This window comes from Thermofilaceae archaeon (assembly GCA_038731975.1).
GTDB lineage: Archaea > Thermoproteota > Thermoprotei > Thermofilales > Thermofilaceae > JANXEW01.
In genome coordinates, this window is the sequence record JAVYQJ010000005.1 from 15169 (window position 1) to 33009 (window position 17841).

16 protein-coding genes and 1 CRISPR repeat array (1 of these 17 only partly in view) are annotated in these 17841 nt (G+C 60.8%); of the genes, 8 read left to right on the top strand and 8 right to left on the bottom strand.

Annotated features, from left to right (window positions below; translation table 11 throughout):
• Positions 1-28: 28 nt before the first annotated feature.
• A complete protein-coding gene (locus QXF46_04000; GenBank protein MEM0226014.1) occupies positions 29-1054 on the top strand; it encodes a hypothetical protein in 1026 nt (341 codons plus the stop codon).
• On the opposite strand, the gene QXF46_04005 is transcribed toward QXF46_04000, so the two are convergent.
• Genes QXF46_04005 through QXF46_04015 form a run of 3 tightly spaced genes read right to left on the bottom strand, consistent with a single transcriptional unit; the run spans position 1051 to position 2976 of the window.
• Positions 1051-1437, bottom strand: a complete 387-nt coding sequence (locus tag QXF46_04005; GenBank protein ID MEM0226015.1) for a CopG family ribbon-helix-helix protein — start codon at positions 1435-1437, stop codon at positions 1051-1053. The genes QXF46_04000 and QXF46_04005 overlap by 4 nt on opposite strands.
• Positions 1434-2234: a metal ABC transporter permease gene (locus QXF46_04010; GenBank protein ID MEM0226016.1), complete on the bottom strand. Its 801-nt coding sequence runs from the start codon at positions 2232-2234 to the stop codon at positions 1434-1436. The genes QXF46_04005 and QXF46_04010 overlap by 4 nt, the downstream gene beginning before the upstream one ends.
• Positions 2235-2244: 10 nt before the next feature.
• Entirely contained in the window at positions 2245-2976 is a 732-nt protein-coding gene (locus QXF46_04015) for a metal ABC transporter ATP-binding protein (GenBank protein ID MEM0226017.1), read from the bottom strand.
• 144 nt (positions 2977-3120) lie between these two features.
• On the opposite strand from QXF46_04015, the gene QXF46_04020 reads away from it, so the two are divergent.
• Positions 3121-4032: a zinc ABC transporter substrate-binding protein gene (locus QXF46_04020; GenBank protein ID MEM0226018.1), complete on the top strand. Its 912-nt coding sequence runs from the start codon at positions 3121-3123 to the stop codon at positions 4030-4032.
• Positions 4033-4038: 6 nt separating this feature from the next.
• On the opposite strand, the gene QXF46_04025 is transcribed toward QXF46_04020, so the two are convergent.
• Positions 4039-5394: a serine hydrolase gene (locus QXF46_04025; GenBank protein MEM0226019.1), complete on the bottom strand. Its 1356-nt coding sequence runs from the start codon at positions 5392-5394 to the stop codon at positions 4039-4041.
• Between the two features lie 119 nt (positions 5395-5513).
• Here QXF46_04025 and QXF46_04030 point away from each other — a divergent pair, with 119 nt between their 5' ends.
• Both QXF46_04030 and QXF46_04035 read left to right on the top strand, forming a co-directional pair.
• The gene (locus QXF46_04030; GenBank protein MEM0226020.1) at positions 5514-5741 is read left to right on the top strand and encodes a hypothetical protein; all 228 of its coding nucleotides are present in this window, start codon (positions 5514-5516) and stop codon (positions 5739-5741) included.
• The gene (locus QXF46_04035) at positions 5738-6166 is read left to right on the top strand and encodes a type II toxin-antitoxin system VapC family toxin (protein MEM0226021.1); all 429 of its coding nucleotides are present in this window, start codon (positions 5738-5740) and stop codon (positions 6164-6166) included. Before QXF46_04030 ends, QXF46_04035 begins: the two co-directional genes overlap by 4 nt.
• Here QXF46_04035 and QXF46_04040 read toward each other — a convergent pair.
• Genes QXF46_04040 through QXF46_04050 form a run of 3 tightly spaced genes read right to left on the bottom strand, consistent with a single transcriptional unit; the run spans position 6163 to position 9899 of the window.
• The gene (locus QXF46_04040) at positions 6163-7083 is read right to left on the bottom strand and encodes an acetamidase/formamidase family protein (GenBank protein ID MEM0226022.1); all 921 of its coding nucleotides are present in this window, start codon (positions 7081-7083) and stop codon (positions 6163-6165) included. The two genes, QXF46_04035 and QXF46_04040, sit on opposite strands and share 4 nt — an antisense overlap.
• Before the next feature lie 37 nt (positions 7084-7120).
• Complete coding sequence (locus QXF46_04045; protein MEM0226023.1) at positions 7121-8410, bottom strand: MATE family efflux transporter; 1290 nt, start codon at positions 8408-8410, stop codon at positions 7121-7123.
• A gap of 49 nt (positions 8411-8459) precedes the next feature.
• Positions 8460-9899 carry a DUF2192 domain-containing protein gene (locus tag QXF46_04050; GenBank protein ID MEM0226024.1) on the bottom strand — a complete coding sequence of 480 codons (1440 nt, stop codon included), beginning with the start codon at positions 9897-9899 and terminating at the stop codon, positions 8460-8462.
• Positions 9900-10062: 163 nt separating this feature from the next.
• Between QXF46_04050 and QXF46_04055 the strand changes: the two genes are divergently transcribed.
• From QXF46_04055 to QXF46_04070, 4 genes are all read left to right on the top strand, one after another.
• Positions 10063-11922 (top strand): NTP transferase domain-containing protein, encoded by a 1860-nt coding sequence (locus QXF46_04055; GenBank protein MEM0226025.1) that lies wholly within the window; start codon positions 10063-10065, stop codon positions 11920-11922.
• Complete coding sequence (locus QXF46_04060) at positions 11912-13093, top strand: CDP-alcohol phosphatidyltransferase family protein (GenBank protein MEM0226026.1); 1182 nt, start codon at positions 11912-11914, stop codon at positions 13091-13093. The genes QXF46_04055 and QXF46_04060 overlap by 11 nt, the downstream gene beginning before the upstream one ends.
• A 32-nt stretch (positions 13094-13125) precedes the next feature.
• On the top strand, positions 13126-13863 hold the full coding sequence (locus QXF46_04065) for an ABC transporter ATP-binding protein (GenBank protein MEM0226027.1): 738 nt from the start codon (positions 13126-13128) through the stop codon (positions 13861-13863).
• A gap of 91 nt (positions 13864-13954) precedes the next feature.
• On the top strand, positions 13955-15331 hold the full coding sequence (locus tag QXF46_04070) for a hypothetical protein (GenBank protein MEM0226028.1): 1377 nt from the start codon (positions 13955-13957) through the stop codon (positions 15329-15331).
• 97 nt (positions 15332-15428) lie between these two features.
• On the opposite strand, the gene QXF46_04075 is transcribed toward QXF46_04070, so the two are convergent.
• Positions 15429-16337, bottom strand: coding sequence for a CPBP family intramembrane glutamic endopeptidase (locus QXF46_04075; GenBank protein MEM0226029.1), 909 nt, complete (start codon positions 16335-16337; stop codon positions 15429-15431).
• Positions 16338-16969: 632 nt separating this feature from the next.
• Positions 16970-17841: a CRISPR direct-repeat array (repeat unit 25 nt; unit sequence GAAGCAGCTAGGAAAGAATTGAAAG) (it continues 492 nt past the right edge of the window).

Genomic DNA, 17841 nt, shown 5'->3' on the forward strand with positions numbered 1-17841 from the left:
GGTTTGCCAACCGGCCCCTAGGGCGTTCTTGAGCTTGAAGAGAGCAGCTCTCGATGCTGGCGTTAGGACCGAGGTTGCTCCTCTCGCTCGTGTGGAAGGGGGGAGGGCCTACAGAGCTGACGTGGACTCGCGGGCTACAGTGATTATCCTTGACACCGACAGCGGGCTGAGGATGGCCTGCGAACCCGAAATCGTCGGAACTAGGCTGGAAAGGGAAGCGCTTCAGGCGGCTAGAGCGGCGGCAGCGATCATCGCTAAAACGGCTGGCAGCAGGGAAGTCGCATTCCTACACGTTTTGAGGGCGTCAATGGGGTACAGGCTCCACGAAGCGTTGAAGGAGGGTGGCTTTCGCCTCGCCGAGGCCTATGTGAGAGTCCGCTACCCCGGGTATTCGACGGGGTGCCACGAGGGCAGGAAAGCTGAGGTGGTTTACGCGGATCTGGGGGGAGTTTCGCGAGAGAGGGTTTTGGTGGTGGCCGACACCGTGGCTACGGGCGAGTCCCTCGCAAGAGCCTTAGCGTACTTCCTCCCGGCGGTCGAGGCGAAAGGGGCGCGCGTTAGAGAAGTTCACGTCTACGGCTTCCTCGCGGAGGAAGGTGTAAGGAGGGTGAGCGCCGAGCTGGAGGAGTTGGGGGTGGAACGGATTTTCTTCTACGCGCTGCAGGATTTGGCGGCTCTAGCATCGAACAAGTACGATATGTTGCTGTACGGTCCCGATATTCCCGCCTACAAGTCCGGCAAGCTCGTATCGCTCGGCGGCATAGTGGCGGAGGAAACGCTGGAGAGGATGCTGCCCCACTACTTCCCCGGGATGGACCAGCCGGGAGACTGGAGCGAGCGGCAGTGCCTCCTCTTCAACGGTGGTGGCTTCGAGGAGGGGAGGATAGGGGAGCACCTGGAAAGGAGCTTGAGAGCGCTCGATGAGCTCCACGAGGCCGTGCGTGCGTTCCCGTGGTACCGGGAGGAACTCGAAGGGGTCTACGAGAAGCGCCGCAAGGGCCTTCTAGCGGCGATCCTCAGTGGGGAGTACTGCTCTCAAGGGAGGAGGCTTTAGAGGCAGGTTGGAATGTAGCGACAGGCTCTGCAGATCCTACCAATCGCCATGTGAAGGTTCCAAACGGAGTCGGAGGAGCCTCTCAGGTAGATCACTTCGACGCAGCAGCCGCCCCTCGAGTGGAAGTGGGATCGACTGAGCACGAGCGAGCCACTGCTTTCTAGGAGCTTGTCGACTTCTTCCTTGGCCTCAGCCGGGTAGCTGGCAACGAGTACTCCCTCGCACTCGTGCTCCCTCTCGAAGTGGATCCTCTCCATCAGGTACTCTCTCGTAGCCAGCGAGATCAGGCGGGATCTGTCCGCTCCGATAGCTTTGGCAGCTCTATCGAGTTCCTCGAAGAGGTCCTTGTCAAGCGAGATACCGAACCTCCTCTTCCTCGTCATCGCCGCTCACTGAGGAGGAGAGATAGCACGTACATGGCGAGTAGGGTGAAGCCCATCATCGCTGCTGGAGCAGCGTTGAGGATCCGAGAGAGGAGGAGGCCGATCAACCCGGCCGCTACCGAGCTGGCCACGCTGACAGTGAAGAACTCCCTCGCGCTCCTGGCGACCTGCGCGGCCAACGCGCTGGGCAGGAGAAGAGCCACGTGCTCCACGACGAAGCCGACGGATCTTAAGAGGCTAACCGACGTGACGGTCAGCAGAGTCGCGAGGAGGTAGTTGTGCAGCTTTACTCTCAAGCCCGATGCTGCGGCGAACTCGCTGTCAAGCCCGATGAGCATCTCCTGCATCAAGAGGAGCCTCGACGCGATGAAAGTCGCCGCGCCGATGGCAGCCGTCAAGAGCGCGTCATCCCACGTGGTCAGGAGAGGGTCGCCGAGGATGTAGGACCAGAGGCTGACCCTCACGGGGACGCTGGTGAGCACGTAGTATATAGCTGCGACGCTGCCCGCCGCGGTGAACGCGACGAACACCGACGTGGCGCTATCCTCGCTAACGCCCCGGTGGATCAGGTGGATGAGGAGGTAGGAGAGGGGGAGGCTGATAACAACAGCCCACGCGGCCGGGTGTCCGCCGAGGTGGGCCGAGGCTGCAACGCCGAGCGCGACGGATAGGAGAGCGGAGTGCGGGAGTGAAGCAGCGAAGTAGTTGAGCCTCCTCGCGTACGTAAGCGGGCTGAGCGATCCGAATGCAGCTGAGCTGCCGAGCATCACGATGACCCAACGGGGGTCGAGGCTCACCGGTACCACCTCAGCTCAACACGTGGAGGCACTTCTCTATCAGGAGGACCCCCGGCCCGTAGGCCTCCCTGAGCAGTTCCAGCCTGTAGACGTCCCGAGGGCTTCCAATCGCTCGCACACCCCTATTGAAGACCACCACCAGCTTGCTCTTGTTGAGCGTGAAGATAGGGTCATGTGAGGAAAGCAGGATCAGCCTTTCCCCCGCGAGATCGGAGATAAGGTCGGCCAGATCCTCACGCCCTCTCGGGTCGATGCCGGAGAAGGGCTCGTCCATGAGCAGTATCGGCGTACCCCTAGCCAGAGCCCTGGCGATCATGACCCTCTGCAGCTGGCCGCCACTCAATTCGCTCAGCTTGCGTTTCGCCAGCTGCTCAGCCCCCACCAGGCTTAAGGCCTTCAGTGCACGCTCCCTCCTCTCCCGCCCGTCAAGCCTGCCCGTAAGAGCTGCCTCTATGGCCTCCAGGGCGGTCATTGGCAGATCCCTCCTCACCGCTGAGAGCTGGGGAACGTAGCTGGCATGCACACCCGCTCTGACCGGATCACCGGTAACGTCCTCCCCGTTGAGTAGCACGCTGCCTCTCAGAGGCTTAAGGATTCCGAGCAGCAGCTTGAAGAACGTTGTCTTCCCCGCACCGTTGGGTCCGAGCAGCGTCACGAGACCCGGCCCCTCCACGCTTAAGCTCGAGCTGGAGATCACGACTTCATCGCCGTACGCGAACTCGAGGTCTCTAACCTCTACCATCGGCTTCCCGTGCATACTGCAGCCTCAAGTTTAACGTTGAACGTGCACACCTAATAAACTTTCTCCTTCGTCTGTGCACATTATAGGGCGATATTCAGCGATAGTGTGCACAAGTTTTATAACTGGGATAGCACCGATTACGATGTGAGTGACCGGAGGTACATAATAGCAGTAGCCGTCGTAGCCGCTGCTGTAGCCGCATGGGTCCTCTACACTACCCTGTACTCTATGCAGAGGGAGGAGGAGAGGGAGGGGTTGAGAATCGTCGTGACCTTCTCATCCCTCGTTGAGGACGTCAAAGCACTGCTGTGCGAAGGTGACGAGGTACTCGCGCTGGTCCCCTCTGGGATTGACCCCCACGAGTACTCGCTAACACCACAGGATGTTGAAAAACTCAAGGGTAGCGATTTGATCGTATCGACAGCCCATGCCCCGTTTGAGCTGCGTATCCATGAGCTCGTGAAGTCGGGTGAGATTAGCGCGAGGCTCCTGGAGCTGAGCGAAGTAGCCGGCTTAATTATCCTCGAAAACCCGGCGACGGGCCAGCCGAACTACCACGGCATCCTTCTCGACCCTCGCAACTACGCCTCCTTCGTCAGGAACCTGTCAGGAACGCTTTCCAATCTGCGGCCCACTTGCGCGGCCGTGTACAGTGAGAAGGCTTCAGCCATACTGTCCAGGCTTGATGAGCTGGTTTCCAAAGCCCCACGCTTGAACGTTGCCGCGGTGGCTGTAGGGCCGCTCGCGCAGTACGCCGTAGAGTGGATGGGGGTTCGCGTGAAGTACCTCCTGGTCAGGGAGCACGATCTACCCGCTATGCCGGAGGATCTGGCGGCCGCCGAGAGAGCCCTCGAGACGGGGGAGGCGGCTTTAGTCATCGTGGTGAAAGGGGCCGAGGATACTCCCGCGGGCGCTAAAGCACTGGAACTGGCGGAGAAGTACGGGAAGCCTGTGATCTACGTTCCGACCGAGCTCGAGCCGGGCAGTTTTCTATCGAAGATAGCGGAAGTAGTCGAGGAAGCTGAAAGGTTGAGGGCGGCTCTAGGGAGCGGGTGAACCCAGCTACTTCTTCACCATCTTATACCGCTCGTAAATCATCACAACCTTCTCCCCGTCAACGAAGAACTCGGCCTCCACCCTCCTCCCGTAACTCTCGGTGAAGAAGCGGGCGTAATCGTCCCTAACCTCGATTGGAGCAAGCGGCGTAACGACCTCCGTCAGCCTGTCCCGGTACTCGAGGATCAGGAAGTCACCAGCTCTCCTAACGTTCAGCCTGTAGGATCCCCTGAAGGACTCGTACGTACCCTCAAGCTTGCTGAGGATCCTATCCCTCCTAACGAAGGGCAGCTTCTCCGGCTCTTCGCCGAGCAGGAGGGAGAGGGCGTACGAGCCGATAATCGACAGGGGGTAACCTGAGGCGTTCGCCAGTACGATGACACCCGCCCGCTCACCGGGCGCGTAGCCCATGAAAGCTGTGTGAACAAGCACAGACCCGCCGTGGTAGACTAGCTTCCTGCCCCAGAACTTATCCGTTTTTATCAGTCCGTAGCCGTAGGATTCGTCGCCGAAGATCCCAGGGAAGCTCGCGTAACCCTCCTCCATCTTTTCGATAGTTTCGCGCGGAACGATTCGCACTCCATCGAGCTCGCCCCTGTTGGCCAGCATCGCGGCGTACCTCGCCATGTCGAGGCAGTTGCTCAGCAGACCCCCGTCGGCTGTAGGGCCGTAGGGGAACCTCAGCTTCACGTGCCGCCCTTCCCGGTCCACCACATAGGCTTCCGCTACATCAGGGTCGCGCGCCACCTCAGCTTCGCGGAAGTAGCTCCGCGACATACCCAGCGGCTCGAGTACCCTCTTCCTGATGAACTCCTCGTACGCCTGCCCACTGACCCTCGAGACCAGCAGGCCGAGCAGAACGTACCCCTCGTTGAGGTAGAAGAAGCGCTGGCCAGGCTCAGCCACCGCCCACTCGCTGCAGCCCGTCATGTAGCTCACAACGTCCTCCGCTGATGCGACCGGTGTCCACGTCGCGTCGAGATCGAGGGTTCCCCTGATCAAGCCTTCCGCGTAAGCTAGAGCTGGAAGCCCGCTCGTGTGCGTCAGTAGATGGTGGACGGTTACGGGCTTCCCTTTCACTCTGAGGTCGAGGGGCAAGTACTTGGACACCGGGTCGTCCAGCGAGAGCTTACCCTCCTCAACCAGCATCATGATGGCGAGCGCGGTGAAGGACTTCGTGATCGAGCCGACCCCGTACACCGTCCCGGGCGTCGCCGGCAAGCCTCTCTCCACGTCCCTGAACCCGAAACCCCGCGCGTAGGCGATAGCGCTTCCCTTGAAGAGGGCGATGCTGAGGCCGGGGATCCTCGTCTTAGACATCTTCTCGACGATGAACGACTCCAGCCGGCTCCAATCGGTCACGGCAGCAAAGCATAGAGGGGTGCAAAAAGCTTAGCTGTGCCCGCTGTATTCATGCAATGTATACATTGATCGCTGAGAATTGCATACAATATTTATATACGGCTTTCATCCGGTAGAGCGTGACCAGCGAGGTTCTCAGCGTGAGGGTGAGGAGCGATATCAAGAGGAGGATGAGAGAATTCAAGGAGGTCGACTGGAGGAGGGAGATCGAGAGCTTTCTCGAGCGTCGGCTGGCGGAGCTGGAGCTTAATAGAGCGCTCAAAGCCATCGAGGAGGCCCTGGAGGGGGTTTCGCCAGCCGGTGAACCAGCCTGGAGGAGCGTCAGGGCGTTGAGGGAGGAGGCTTGAGCGAGACTCTCTACGTTGTCGACGCCAGTGTTTACGCTAGCATTCTGGTTAAGGACGAGTTCTACGAGAGAGCGGTAAATTTCGTTCGGGAGTACGCGGGGCGCCTCGCAACTCTCGATTTGGCGGTCCTGGAGGCTGCGAACGCGCTATGGCGGCACACCTGCCTCCTCAGGCGAATCCCTTTAGACAGGTACGAGGCTCTAGCCCGATACTTGAAACCGCTGGTGTACGGCTCAGCGCGGCTATACGCGTCCCTCGACTTGCTCGAGAGCGCCGTACGCATCGCCTCCGACTTCTCGATCACAGTTTACGACGCTCTTTACGTCGCGCTCGCCCAAAAGCTGGGGTGCAAGCTGGCGAGCTTTGATGAAGAGCTCAAAAAGAGGCTGGAGGGTTTCGGAGTCAGGATCGTGGAGATCCTCTAGTGCCCGCTGGAACGCGCGAAGCTCTCGAGGAGCCTCGTCGCGGGTACCACCTCCTTCGGGACTCTGACCCTCACTGTCTTGCGCGGATCCACGACCTGGCTGATCTCGAAGTCGAGCGCCATGCTCGCGAGCATGTACGCGTCGTACCAGTCCAAGTTCAAAGCCCTTGAGAGCGCGCCCACGGCCTCCTCGACCGCCAGCTTGAGAGCGTTCTCCAAGCCCTCCGCCGAGATTATCAGGTAGGTGGCATCCCGAGTTTCAACCATGGGCCACTTCGGGGCTAGCCCGCGCAGAACACCGATTCTAGCTAGAACCTTGCCGCTGACTTCGCAGGCCGCCACGCAAACTTCACCGTCGCCCATCACGGCGTGAAGGTCGCCGATGCCAAGCAACCCTCCCTCGTACTCCACGGGCAGGTAGACCGTCGAGCCCTCACCGATCAGGCGGGTATCCAGGTTTCCGCCGTGCCTCCCCGGCACACCCGTCGGTGCTCTCTCGCTGGAGGCAGTGCCTATCACACCGATCATCTTCCTCGCCTTGAGGGTTAGGCCCAAGAATTCTACCCTGTCTTCGTAGACCCTGCAGATCCTCGTCCTGGCCTCCCTAGTCAAGTGGGGGAGGGCCCCTTCGCCGGGTGCCGTCACGACGACCCCCTTCCCGCCCAGCTCGATGCTCAGGATCTTGACGGCCAACGCGTCCCCCGGTGTGGTGCCCTCCACGTATAGAGGGCCCGTCGCAGGGTTCACACGGTTCCAGTCGATGCTTGCCACCGTTTGCTCCTCGCTCACGATCTGGCCTCCTAGCGCGTCCAGGCACTCGAACTCTACCAAGTCTCCCGGCCTAGCACGAGCAGCGGGCGGGATGTCGGGGTCGAACCTGTAGAAGACCCTGCTCGCGTCGAGTCTAACCAGCCCCACGGGTCGCTCTAACCCTCTCTAGCTAAAAACCTGCTCCCTACACGACTTTCCTCGCCAACCTCTTCTCCCCCAGCAGCTTCCACGCCAGGTAAGCGAGGAGGGCTCGGCCGTACATGTCTGTGTTCTGGGTGACCCATGCTCCGATAGCACCGTAGCGGAGCGAGAGCAGCTGAGCCGGCAGAGCCCTGAGAAAGACGACTGTGAAGCTGCTGATCGCGAAGGGCAGCCAGACGCTCCCCATCCCTCGAATAGCGCCGAAGAGCGCTTGGCTCACGCCAAGCCCCACTTCGCTGGCTGCAGCGAGCAGCAGGTACGCCATAACGAGCTGCGCTACACTCTCATCGCTCGTGAAAACCCGGCCTACGAAGGGCGACGCTAGCGCTAGAGCGGCTGCAGCTAAACCCATCCAAACCGCGCTCACCTTAACGCTCTCCGCGACGATCGTTGACGTGGACTCGGAGTCGCTCGCCCCCACGCTTCTGCCGGCTTCAACGAGCGCTGCCATGCTGAGCGCGAAGGATGGTTGGAACACGAGGCTCTCCACGGTAATCCCGATGTTATGGGCGGCCAGAGCAGCCGTCCCCCCTCTAGCCACCGCATTCAAGTAGACGTTCTGCGCCACGCTCGCAACGATCCTCTCCGCGGCGGAGGGGAGGCCTAGCAGGAGGACCTTGACGCCGCTTCTACGCGGGAGCTTTAGGCGTAGGGGGAGCGGTAGTCGAGCGAAAGCGTAAGCTGAGAAGCCGGCGTAACTCGAAATCGCCGTTGCTAAGCCTGCCCCAGCCAAACCCATGTTTAATTGGAAGGTGAAGGCGGGCAGCAGAACGGCACCCACGGCCGACGAGATGATGGAGTAGAGAGCTGTCGGCCAGGGCATCCTAGCGCTCCGGTAGAGCGAGGAGACGACGGCGTTTAGCGCGAGCGCGGGGAGGGAGAGCATCCTCATCAGCGCGTACTCGTACCCCCACGCTGCTACAACCTCGTTGCCCCCCGAGACGAGGAGAAGGTACCTGTTCAGCCAGAAGGGGGCCGTGGAAGCCAGGAGGGCGGAGAAGACGACTGCAGCGCCCAGCGCCTCCCCCGTCGCTTCGGAAGCCACGTCTACGCGCTCGCCCCCCAACGCCTGCGATGCGACCACCATCACGCCCCCCATGAAGATCGCTAGAACCGCGTTTATTACGAAGAACAGGTAGGAGGACAAGCCCACGGCTGCTACAGCCTCTGTTGAGATGCGGGAGACCACCGCTAGGCCCGCGAGACTGAGCAGGGAGTCTGCCAGCACGCCGAGCGTCAGTGGGAAGGCGAGCTTGGCAACTCGCGAGCGCACGGCTGCCCGCGCAGCACCACGCTTTAAACGCTTATCGCGCTACAGCTGTTTAATGCCCACCCCAAAGGTTGGTCCTCAAGAACTCGCCGATCTCCCTCTCCAAGGGTTCAGCTATCCCTCTCACCTTCGGTGGCAGGGCGTTCCTCAACGCGTTCCTCAGCCGGTCGAGAGTCCTCTCGACGCTCCGGCTATCGACCCGCACAACGATCTTCGTTCGGTTCGCGACTTTCAACTGCAGGTAGAGTCTGTGCCGCTTCGCGTGGAGGCCGAGCTCGACTGGAACGCCCGACACCTCCACCCTTTTCGAGGCCAGGGTGAGGTGCGCCTGCCTTACCGTTAGCGAGCGCGCGTGGCGCACGATGCCCTCAGCGAGCTGGTCGATCTCGGCTCGTAGGTAATCGTCGCTCACACCCTTGGGCTTCGTGCCGCTACCGATCAGCCATTGGTACACCATCTCGCTCAGCTTCTCCCGGTGGATCGAGCGTAGCGCAACCAGGTGCAACCTACCAAGCACCGTGAAGTCGTGTGCTCTCTCGAGCCTGACTTCATACTCGCTCCGAATGTTAAGGTAGGCGTAGCTAAGCCTCCAGTCGAGGTTAAGGTACCTTCTCCAAGCCTCGAGAGGGTTCTGAGGGTCGACGGACGCCGCATCGATCGAAGCCGGATCCACACCCCTGTTGATGGCCTCACGTACCAGCACTTCGGCCAGTCGCTCGGCGTCGGGTCTCCCCGCCTCGGTGAGGCGCGTTACGAGCTGGCTGTACACGGACCTCCACGCCTCCGCCACCCCTTTATCGAGCTGCGAAAGCACCTCGTCAAACACGCCAGTCGACGGGGTTGCGGGGACCTTCTTCACCCCAAAGATCTCGGTGGCGATCCTGCTCGCGATTACTCCGATGGCTTTTGCCCTCACGTCACCCAACCTCAGCGCAAGCGATTCAGCAAGAGCTTCCAGGTTTTTCTCGTCAGCGCTCCCTAAAGCGTACATCGCTGCCAGCCATATCGACGCGTAGTAGCGCTTAAACCTGAGCAGGAGATCGTCGAGCTCGGGGATGGACGCGCTTAAGCTTCTCAATACTTGGGGCAGGGTCTCTCCCCCCTGCTCGATCAAATCGTAGGATGCTGCGAGCCTGGATACAGCGAGAACTTCGCGAGCACCGCTTGCACCCATACACTCCCTCAGAGCATCCCTCGCATCCCGCCCGGAGAGGATCGCAGATATAACGGCGTCAGCCCCTACCTCGAGGGCGAAGACCTCCCTGAGCTCTGAGACTTCTTCCGCGGCAACCTGCTTTCCCACAGCATAGATGAACGCTAGCTCCTCGTCGTACGGGTCGTCCGAGAAGCACCAGAGGGGTTTCAAAGCCTTCGATTCGTACTCCCGCCTCAAACTCTCGATGAAATCGCGCCTATCGCTGATCTCTCCCCGCAGGGCGTCTCCGACGAGGTCAACGGCGGCTCTGATCCTCTCCTTGAGCAGGCTGCGCAAGCCGCCTCACGCTCTTACTGCTCCTGAACTTAAAAATACTTATGAGAGTCGGATGGAGAGTTGCATTTCCTTCACTTAAATTCACTTAAATTAGGTCCGTTGTGGGGGAATTAGTACTGAATCGAGACTGAATTGAGCATTTATATGCGGTCCACGCGTAGGAGTGGGGGCTGTCTTGCAGTCAATGCCCGCTGTCATCGTTGCAGCTGGCGTAGCCAGCAGGCTACACCCCTACTCGCGAGACCTACCGAAGACCTTGATGGAGCTCGAGCCCGGGCTCCCGCTGATCAGGTTCATCCTCGAGAGGCTGCGCAAAGCCGGGCTGGGGCCGATCTACGTGGTCACGAGGAGGGAGCACGCGGAGAAGCTGGGCCGCGAGCTTGGGGCTCGCGTGCTCACCGTGGATAGGGAGGAGTTCGGGAACCTCTACACGGTGTACACCGCCCTGAAGCACGTGGAACCGCCCTTCCTCATCGCGATGTCCGACCACATCTTCGAGTACGAGCTGCTGGAGCGGCTCCTAGCTCACAGCTCGGACAAGGCTTTCACAATCTGCCTGGACAGGACCCCCTCCGCACTGGAGGCGAGAGAGGGGCTTAAAGTCAGGATCGAGGAGGGGAGGATCGTCGCCGTGGGGAAAGGGCTGGAGTCGAGGTACGGGATAGACACGGGCCTCATCATCGTCAGGGAGAGAGCCGTAGGATACATCGAGGAAGCCGTTGCGAGGAGGGGGCCTCAAGCAGCGATCGGCGACGCTCTGAATCTAGCCGCCGAGGCCGGGGACGTGGACTTCGTCGATGTGACCGGCCTTCTGTGGAAGGACGTTGATACCCCGGAAGACCTACTCGAGGCCAGGAGGCTCTACCCCCGGATCATCCTGAGGGAGCGCGACAAGGCGCTCCCAGAGCCCGTGACGAAGCTGCTTGTCAGACCGGTGAGCCGCATCCTAGCCCTCGGGGAGCCCGCGCACTCGAGAGGCGAGGCTGTCGTCAAGATGGCTCTAGCCGAGCTAACCTTAGCAGCCCTCACGGTCGCCCTAGCCGCCTTCAACCTCGCCGCCTTCCTCGTACTACTGGCCTTCTCCTACGCATCCCTCCTGCTATCCGATGCTCGCGAGCTCCTAGTGGAGCTGCAAGGTAGAACAGCAGCGCTAAGCGCCCTCTCAACCGCAGCCTCGATCTTCTACGACGCCTCGCTCCTGTCCACAGTGCTCTTGCAGCTACCGGAAGCGCTGTCGGCCCCCCTCCTACCTCTGGCGCTTCTAGGGTTGGCCAGCGCAGCAGGAGCTGAAGCTTCCCGGCGCCTAGCCGCAGGCGGAAGCCTCGCGTGGGTTCTGGCAGACCGCTCTCTACTGCTGCTCGCGCTGGTTTTCGCGCAGCCCACCGGCTGGATCCAGCCAATCCTCCTCCTCTGGCTCGCCTCCGGCCTCGCGGCTCTCGCCGGTTCACTCCGGCCAACCTCCAGGCCAGGTACCAGAGTAGCGCCTCACCCGCAGATTGAGAAGCGTGTGAGGCCCACGGAGCGCTGCGTGGAATTGATCGTGATAAACGGCTTGAAGCTGTTCGCGGCCCTAGCGGTACTGTGGCTGGCGCAGGCCGCTGTGAGGGGGGTTAAGCTGAACCTCGGCGCCGCAGTGTTGACCGCTGAGGACGCGCTCTCGATCGCCGGGCTCGTCGTGACCATCTACTACGGCTACCGCATCCTCACCGGGCTTCGTGGGCTCGTGGACATCTACGCGGTGAAGCTATCCTCACTGCTGGGCATAACTGAGAGCTCCGCGAAGGGGTTGGCCATGAACGCCCTCTACCTCTCAATCGTTGTGCTAGCGCTCATCTATGTGCCGCAGCTGCTCCGCGAGGCCCCCACCCTCGGCAGCTACATTTCAACGGCGGCCGCTCTAACCCTGCTCCTCCTCGCCCTCCTCCTCTTCTACAACCTCGTGAAGGAGCTGCGCAGGACGTTCAAGGGCTTCATCACCCTCCTCGCCAGCCGGGCGGCCTCGGTGATCGAGCGTGAAGGTTAAAGCTTACATCCTAGCCGACCCCCAGGCGCTCTCATCGCACTACGGTACGCCCGCGCTCCTACGCTGGATCCTCCTCCTGAAGGAGAGCGTCAGCGAGGTACTGGTCGTACCCCAGCACGGCGCCCGCAGAGGCGTGGAGGAGCTCCTCTCAGAGCTCGGCGACTCGTCGGTGAGAGCTGTTGAAAGCCTCGAGGAGGCCCCCGCGGAGCTCCACACGGCCTTGCTCATAGACGCCTCCTACCTCGTATCGCCCGACGCCGTGCAGCGCATCTTAAAGGCTGGGCGCGATATCGCGGGAACGCACAGGGGGCGCGTAGTCATCGCACGGGTGACGTTGGACGGGCAGAGCCCGCTGCGCTTAACGGACCTCAACGCTCTGGGCAGCCAAGCCGCCCCCGTAGAGCTGGATGAGCTGGTTGAAAAGAGGCATAGACCGGCCTGCGTGCCCGCGGCTTCACGTGAGGCTGAAAGGGCGCTGCTCCGCTGGGCTCAGAAGGGCGTCCACTTCACCTCTGCGCTCAACGCCCCCCTGGAGAACCTCATCGTGCGCCTCGTTGGAGGGTGCCGCTACGTGACACCCAACAGGGTCACCGTGCTGGTGAACCTGCTAGCGATACCGGCGATCCTGCTCTTCCTCTCGGGGAGGTTCCTGGAGGCTTCCATCTTCTCCTACCTGATCGGGGTCCTCGACGGCGTTGACGGCAAGCTCGCTAGGGTTCGGGGTGTGCTAACGAAGCTGGGGCACCTTGAGCACTCGTTCGACGCGCTGTACGAGCAGGCCCTCTACGCGTCCTTCGCCGCCGGCTTAGCGCTGCACGGTTGGAGCGCTGCGGCGCTTCAGATGGGCTTAGCCCTGCTCGTCGTCGACTGCTTCGTGCGGCACATCTACAACCAGTTCACGCTGGTCGCAGGGGTCCCGCTGAAGCGGTACGCGGAGTTCGACAGGCTTTTCGCCAAGGTTGACGGAAGGAGGAACGTGTACCTCCTGTACTTCATAGCCTTCAGCGCCCTACAAGTGCCATTCTTCGCTCTCGCAGCAGCGCTGTTCCACTCAGCGCTCACAGCGATCGTCTACGCGGTCAGAGCCTACCAGCACTTATCCGAGCTGGATCGCGGAAGCGGCGTAAAGAGAGCATCGGCACTGCTGTTTAGATCGTTCATAGGACATTGAAAAGATAATATAGTGTGGTGGTTGCGCCCCGCGTGGCCTGCTGCATCGAGGTTGTAGACGTATCGAAGACCTACCATCGCGTGAGAGCGCTCGATGGGGTATCGCTGGCAGTCAGGGCGGGCGAGATATACGGGCTTCTAGGGCCCAACGGTGCCGGTAAAACCACTCTTCTCAAGATTGTTGTCGGCCTGTTGAGGCCGGACAGGGGGGTGGTTAAGGTCTGCGGCGTAGACGTCACCTTGAATCGGGAGGAGGCTTTGAAGCACGTGGGTTACGTGCCCGAGAACCCCGTGGTCTTCGAGAGCTTGACAGTGCGGGACTTCTTCGCGCTAGTAGCCTCGCTCAGGGAGGTGGAGAGGGAGGTGTTCGAGGAGAGAGTGCAACGGTACATCCAGCTCTTCCAGCTGGAGGAGCACGTTGGGAAGCGGATGGGTAAGCTCTCGCGCGGGACCGTGCAAAAGGTGCTCGTAGTTGCAGCCCTGCTCTCAGAGCCCAGCGTGCTGGTGATGGACGAGCCCACCTCCGGCATGGATCCGGAGGCGCAGCACACGTTCAGGAAGGTCGTGGAGGAGTTCGCGAGGAAGGGGGCTGCAGTGCTGATATCGAGCCACCAGCTACACGCCGTAGAGAAGTTCGCTACCAGGGTCGGCATCATAAACAGGGGTAAGCTGCTCGCAGAGGGCACCCTAGAGGAGGTTAGGAGGCTCTCTGAAGCGGGGAGCGATGCAACGCTGGAGGAAGTCTTCCTCAGGCTAGTGAGGGGTTGGTGAAGGTGCTCCGGCTCAAGTCATTCAAGGGGCCTCCAGCTGTCGGCCACCCACACCCCTGAAGGCATTTTAGTGGGTGTGAGCCGTCTATACCGTGGCTGGCTACGAGCTTGCAGTCTTCCTCGTCGGCTCTCCCAGCTTCACCTTCCAATCCGCGGCCTCCTCCCTCGCGAGGGCTCTAGAGGCGTTCCCTATCGGCGAGTGCGTGGCCTTCTACAGCGCTTTCGCGAAGCGGGATGCGGAGAGGGTTTCCCGGTTCGTCAAAAAGCTCTTCGACGTCGATCTGGAGCTCCGCCAGATGTCCCGGGACCTGGGGGAAGCGCTGAACACGTTTCAAAGCTTCCTCTCGCGCGGTAAAGCTCTAGCTGTGCCAACCTCCGGCTCCCTCGTGGGGGCAGTCGCTCTCACGCTGGCCTCCGCGAGAACGGGGGCGGACGTTGGGCACGTCCTCTTCCCCTTCGGCCCATGGACCGGCTTCTTCTACCCCTACGTCCCCCGGTACCTGCAGCCGATGCGGGTGCTAGGGGATCCACCAGAGCCCGCGAGACGCGCCTTCAGCAGGGACGGGGCTGTGGAGTACCTGGAGGAGGAAGCCCCCTTTCCCACCCGGCTCCTCAAGAGGATCGCCAGCCTCTGCGTCGACTTGAACCTCTCACTCCCCCAAACGTGGGTTAACGACTACTCCACCCCGAAGCTCGCGCTCGAGCTCGTTGAAGCCGTCGAGGGGGACGAGCTGTCGAAGACCCTCTACCTAAGTACGACCGCTGGATTGGTACCGGTCTGCGAGCTGGCCAGGCTGCCGGTCAAAGGCGAGGCGCCGACGGCAAGGGTTAGGAAGAGCATCAGCGTCCACCCGCCGCCCGACCGGAGGCTCTTCGAGGATTTCGCAGCGGAGGCCCTATCCGCCATAGCCTGGGGCGAGCCCCGCTGCAGGGAGGTTGGGTGGTTGTACAGGTTGGTTGGCTTCGAGATTCTCGACTTGGGGCAGGATGAGCGGTACTTAATAGACACGAATGTGATTTACTCTGGTGTCCACAACGTCGTACGGCTGCTGGGACCCCGGATCCACGTCCCCTACTGCGTCCACGCTGAGGTGCTCAACAGGGTGGCCGAGAGCAGGAAGGCCTGCGAGAGACTGCTCGCCGAAGCCCTCCTCATGGCCTACGAGGTGGTCGAAGCTTTCGCGAGCAAGGTGCCCAGCACGCAGTACAAGTGCGACATCTCGATACCCTCGATCGATCCGGAGCTCATAAAGGATCTGACCGTGCTCACCGCCGATAAGCGGGCCTACGCGCTCTGGAGGAAGCTGGCCATCAGCAGGTACACGAACGTTAAGCTGATGGATGACGGCATGTTCCGACCGGCTAGCGAGGGCGAATCGCACTTCGCCTTGATACAGCTGGCCGCGATCCTCTGCGAGCTCGCCCTGCAGCACCGACCCGGCGCTCGTCGCCAGCCGTCAACGAAGTAGCAGCTCGATCAGACGCGCAGCAGCCCAGCACCGCGGACCGGTACGTGGCAGGGATCGAGAAAGTCGGAAAGGCTGGCCTGCCTGAAGCGCTCGGAGGTTACGCTCTACCGTCGCCTCTAGCCCTCTTCAGCCTCAGCTTGATGATGAGAGCATCGAGGATCGCCCAGGCGGCAAAGCCCGCTAAACCCAGACCGGTGTAGAGCTCTCTCGCCTCTAGCGGCAGCCCCGTGGCGACGACCGTGAGGCCCCACAGCGCGTTCACGGCCCCGTGGAGCGAGGCGGCGGGGAGCACGCTGTCCGCTGCTTCAACTAGGAGCATGTGTGGGATTGATAGGAGCGTGGTGAAAACGGGGAAGAGGATGAACCCACCGAGGAGCCGGTTGGAGCCGTAGTTGTGGCCGAGCAGCATTGTGGCTGACGCGTGCCACAAGCCCCACGCGACGCCAATCGCTACAACGCCCCTGGCCGTGAGCCTCCTTTCGAGCAGGTCGAACATGTAGCCCCTCCACCCGAGCTCCTCGCCGAGCGCGAAAGCGGCGTTCACCGAGATAGCCGCGAAGTAGCCCAGCAGGAGCTGCTGGAACGCAACGAGGGGGGCCAGTTCCTCCGCCAGCCCTGCGGCTCGCAGTTGGCTCGCAATGAGCTCCACGTAGGCGTTAAAATCGAAGAGCCCGAAGGGCGCGGCGATCAGCACGTAGACTCCCAAAGCGAGGTAGATTAGAAGGGGGGCTGAGAGGTAGCACAGCAGGGAACGTTTCGAAACCCTAAGCCACCGCTTCAGGCAACCTAGTAGGCTTTCACGGCCGATCACCGCAGAGAGTAGCGCGGCAGCCGTCACAGACCACATCCTCGCGAAGCCCCACACCATGGTTACCAAGGCTGTCCGGGGATCAGAGGAGCCCGCACCACCCCTCTCAAGCGTCACGAAGGCCGCCAGATCGATCGTCAGGGCGAAGAGGTAGGCGAACACCAGGAAAGCGAAGAGCCTTCTCCGGGCTTCAGACACGGATGGGCACTCCCTCTTACTCTTCAAGTAAGGTACGGAGAAGCTGATCGTCGCGTCGCTGAACCACGCTCCGCCGACGAGCGGGGAAACTCAACGCCCGTTAACGCCCGTGTGATTCCGCATCCTCAGCGGTGACATACGCTCTGCAAGCAGCCTCGCAGCTGCCGTTAGCAATCGCCACCAGTTTCAACTGCTTCCAAGGCCCTCTCGACCCCAACCCTAATAACCACCCGCTCAACGCCCGATACCCGCCCACCCCATCCAACGGTCTCGAACCAGGCCGACTAAAGCCTCGCAACCGCTCCGCACGCCGGCTTAAAACGCAACCCTTAGACAAAGCGCGAAAGCGGAAAACGTTAAGCCACTCAAGCTGCGCCACTGAATCCAAACACTGCATACCCGAAGCAAAGCCTACCCTCTTTTCAGCGGGAATATCGTTTCCCGTTTTTTGAATTTGGATTTAAGATGAACGGTTTTTCCGCGGAAAGTACTTCTATTCCCCGATTAACCCGGGGAACTAGATTCCCTTTCCCCGAATCCACAGATGCGCGTTGAACGCCGCACCCCGCGGAAAACAATGCTCAAAATTCAAGAAGACAAACCTTAAAAACCACCACACACAAAACCCCACGGAAGCAGCTAGGAAAGAATTGAAAGCTTCACGATCGCGGCGGGATCCGGCCAGGGGTCGATCGACTGAAGCAGCTAGGAAAGAATTGAAAGTGACGAGCATGTACCTTAGCAGGGATTCCAACCCTCTGAGCAGGAAGCAGCTAGGAAAGAATTGAAAGAGTGTATAAACGCTGGGTTGCGGAGCGTGATATTCGTCAGGTTGTGAAGCAGCTAGGAAAGAATTGAAAGCCATCAGGGGGCCTCTCCAGGTTAGAAACTAAGGTGGGAAGCAGCTAGGAAAGAATTGAAAGATCAATGGTAGCGAGCCGCTAACCGTGTTCCAGACGCTGAAGCAGCTAGGAAAGAATTGAAAGATTCCTCCTTCCTCGATGATAAGAGTAACATCCTCTTGAAGCAGCTAGGAAAGAATTGAAAGAGGAGGTAGGGCCGCGGGGGCCGCGATCAAAATATCAACCCCTTTGAAGCAGCTAGGAAAGAATTGAAAGTACAACGGGGCTGCCAGGGTGCCGGCGAACCAGACGTGGAAGCAGCTAGGAAAGAATTGAAAGTGAAGGAGGAAGTGAAGCGGGAGGTGAGGGCTAGGGTTCTACCGGTGAAGCAGCTAGGAAAGAATTGAAAGTGAGCCTTCCTCGCGACCACCACCTTCTGGTTGTTGATGGCCTCGGAAGCAGCTAGGAAAGAATTGAAAGAGAGGACTGCCGCAGCAGCGGCGTCGCCGAGCCAGTTGAGCAGGAAGCAGCTAGGAAAGAATTGAAAGAGCAGCCGGGACCACCGGTCCCACAAGGGACCGGGATCCCCGGAAGCAGCTAGGAAAGAATTGAAAGGGGCCAGGGCTAAAACCTCTCTGGCCCAGAAGACGTTTAGAACCTGA

Bases quoted from the DNA above. Each gene is read 5' to 3' on its own strand.
- QXF46_04005 (MEM0226015.1), bottom strand. From the start codon at position 1,437: ATGACGAGGAAGAGGAGGTTCGGTATCTCGCTTGACAAGGACCTCTTC.
- QXF46_04015 (MEM0226017.1), bottom strand. From the start codon at position 2,976: ATGGTAGAGGTTAGAGACCTCGAGTTCGCGTACGGCGATGAAGTCGTG.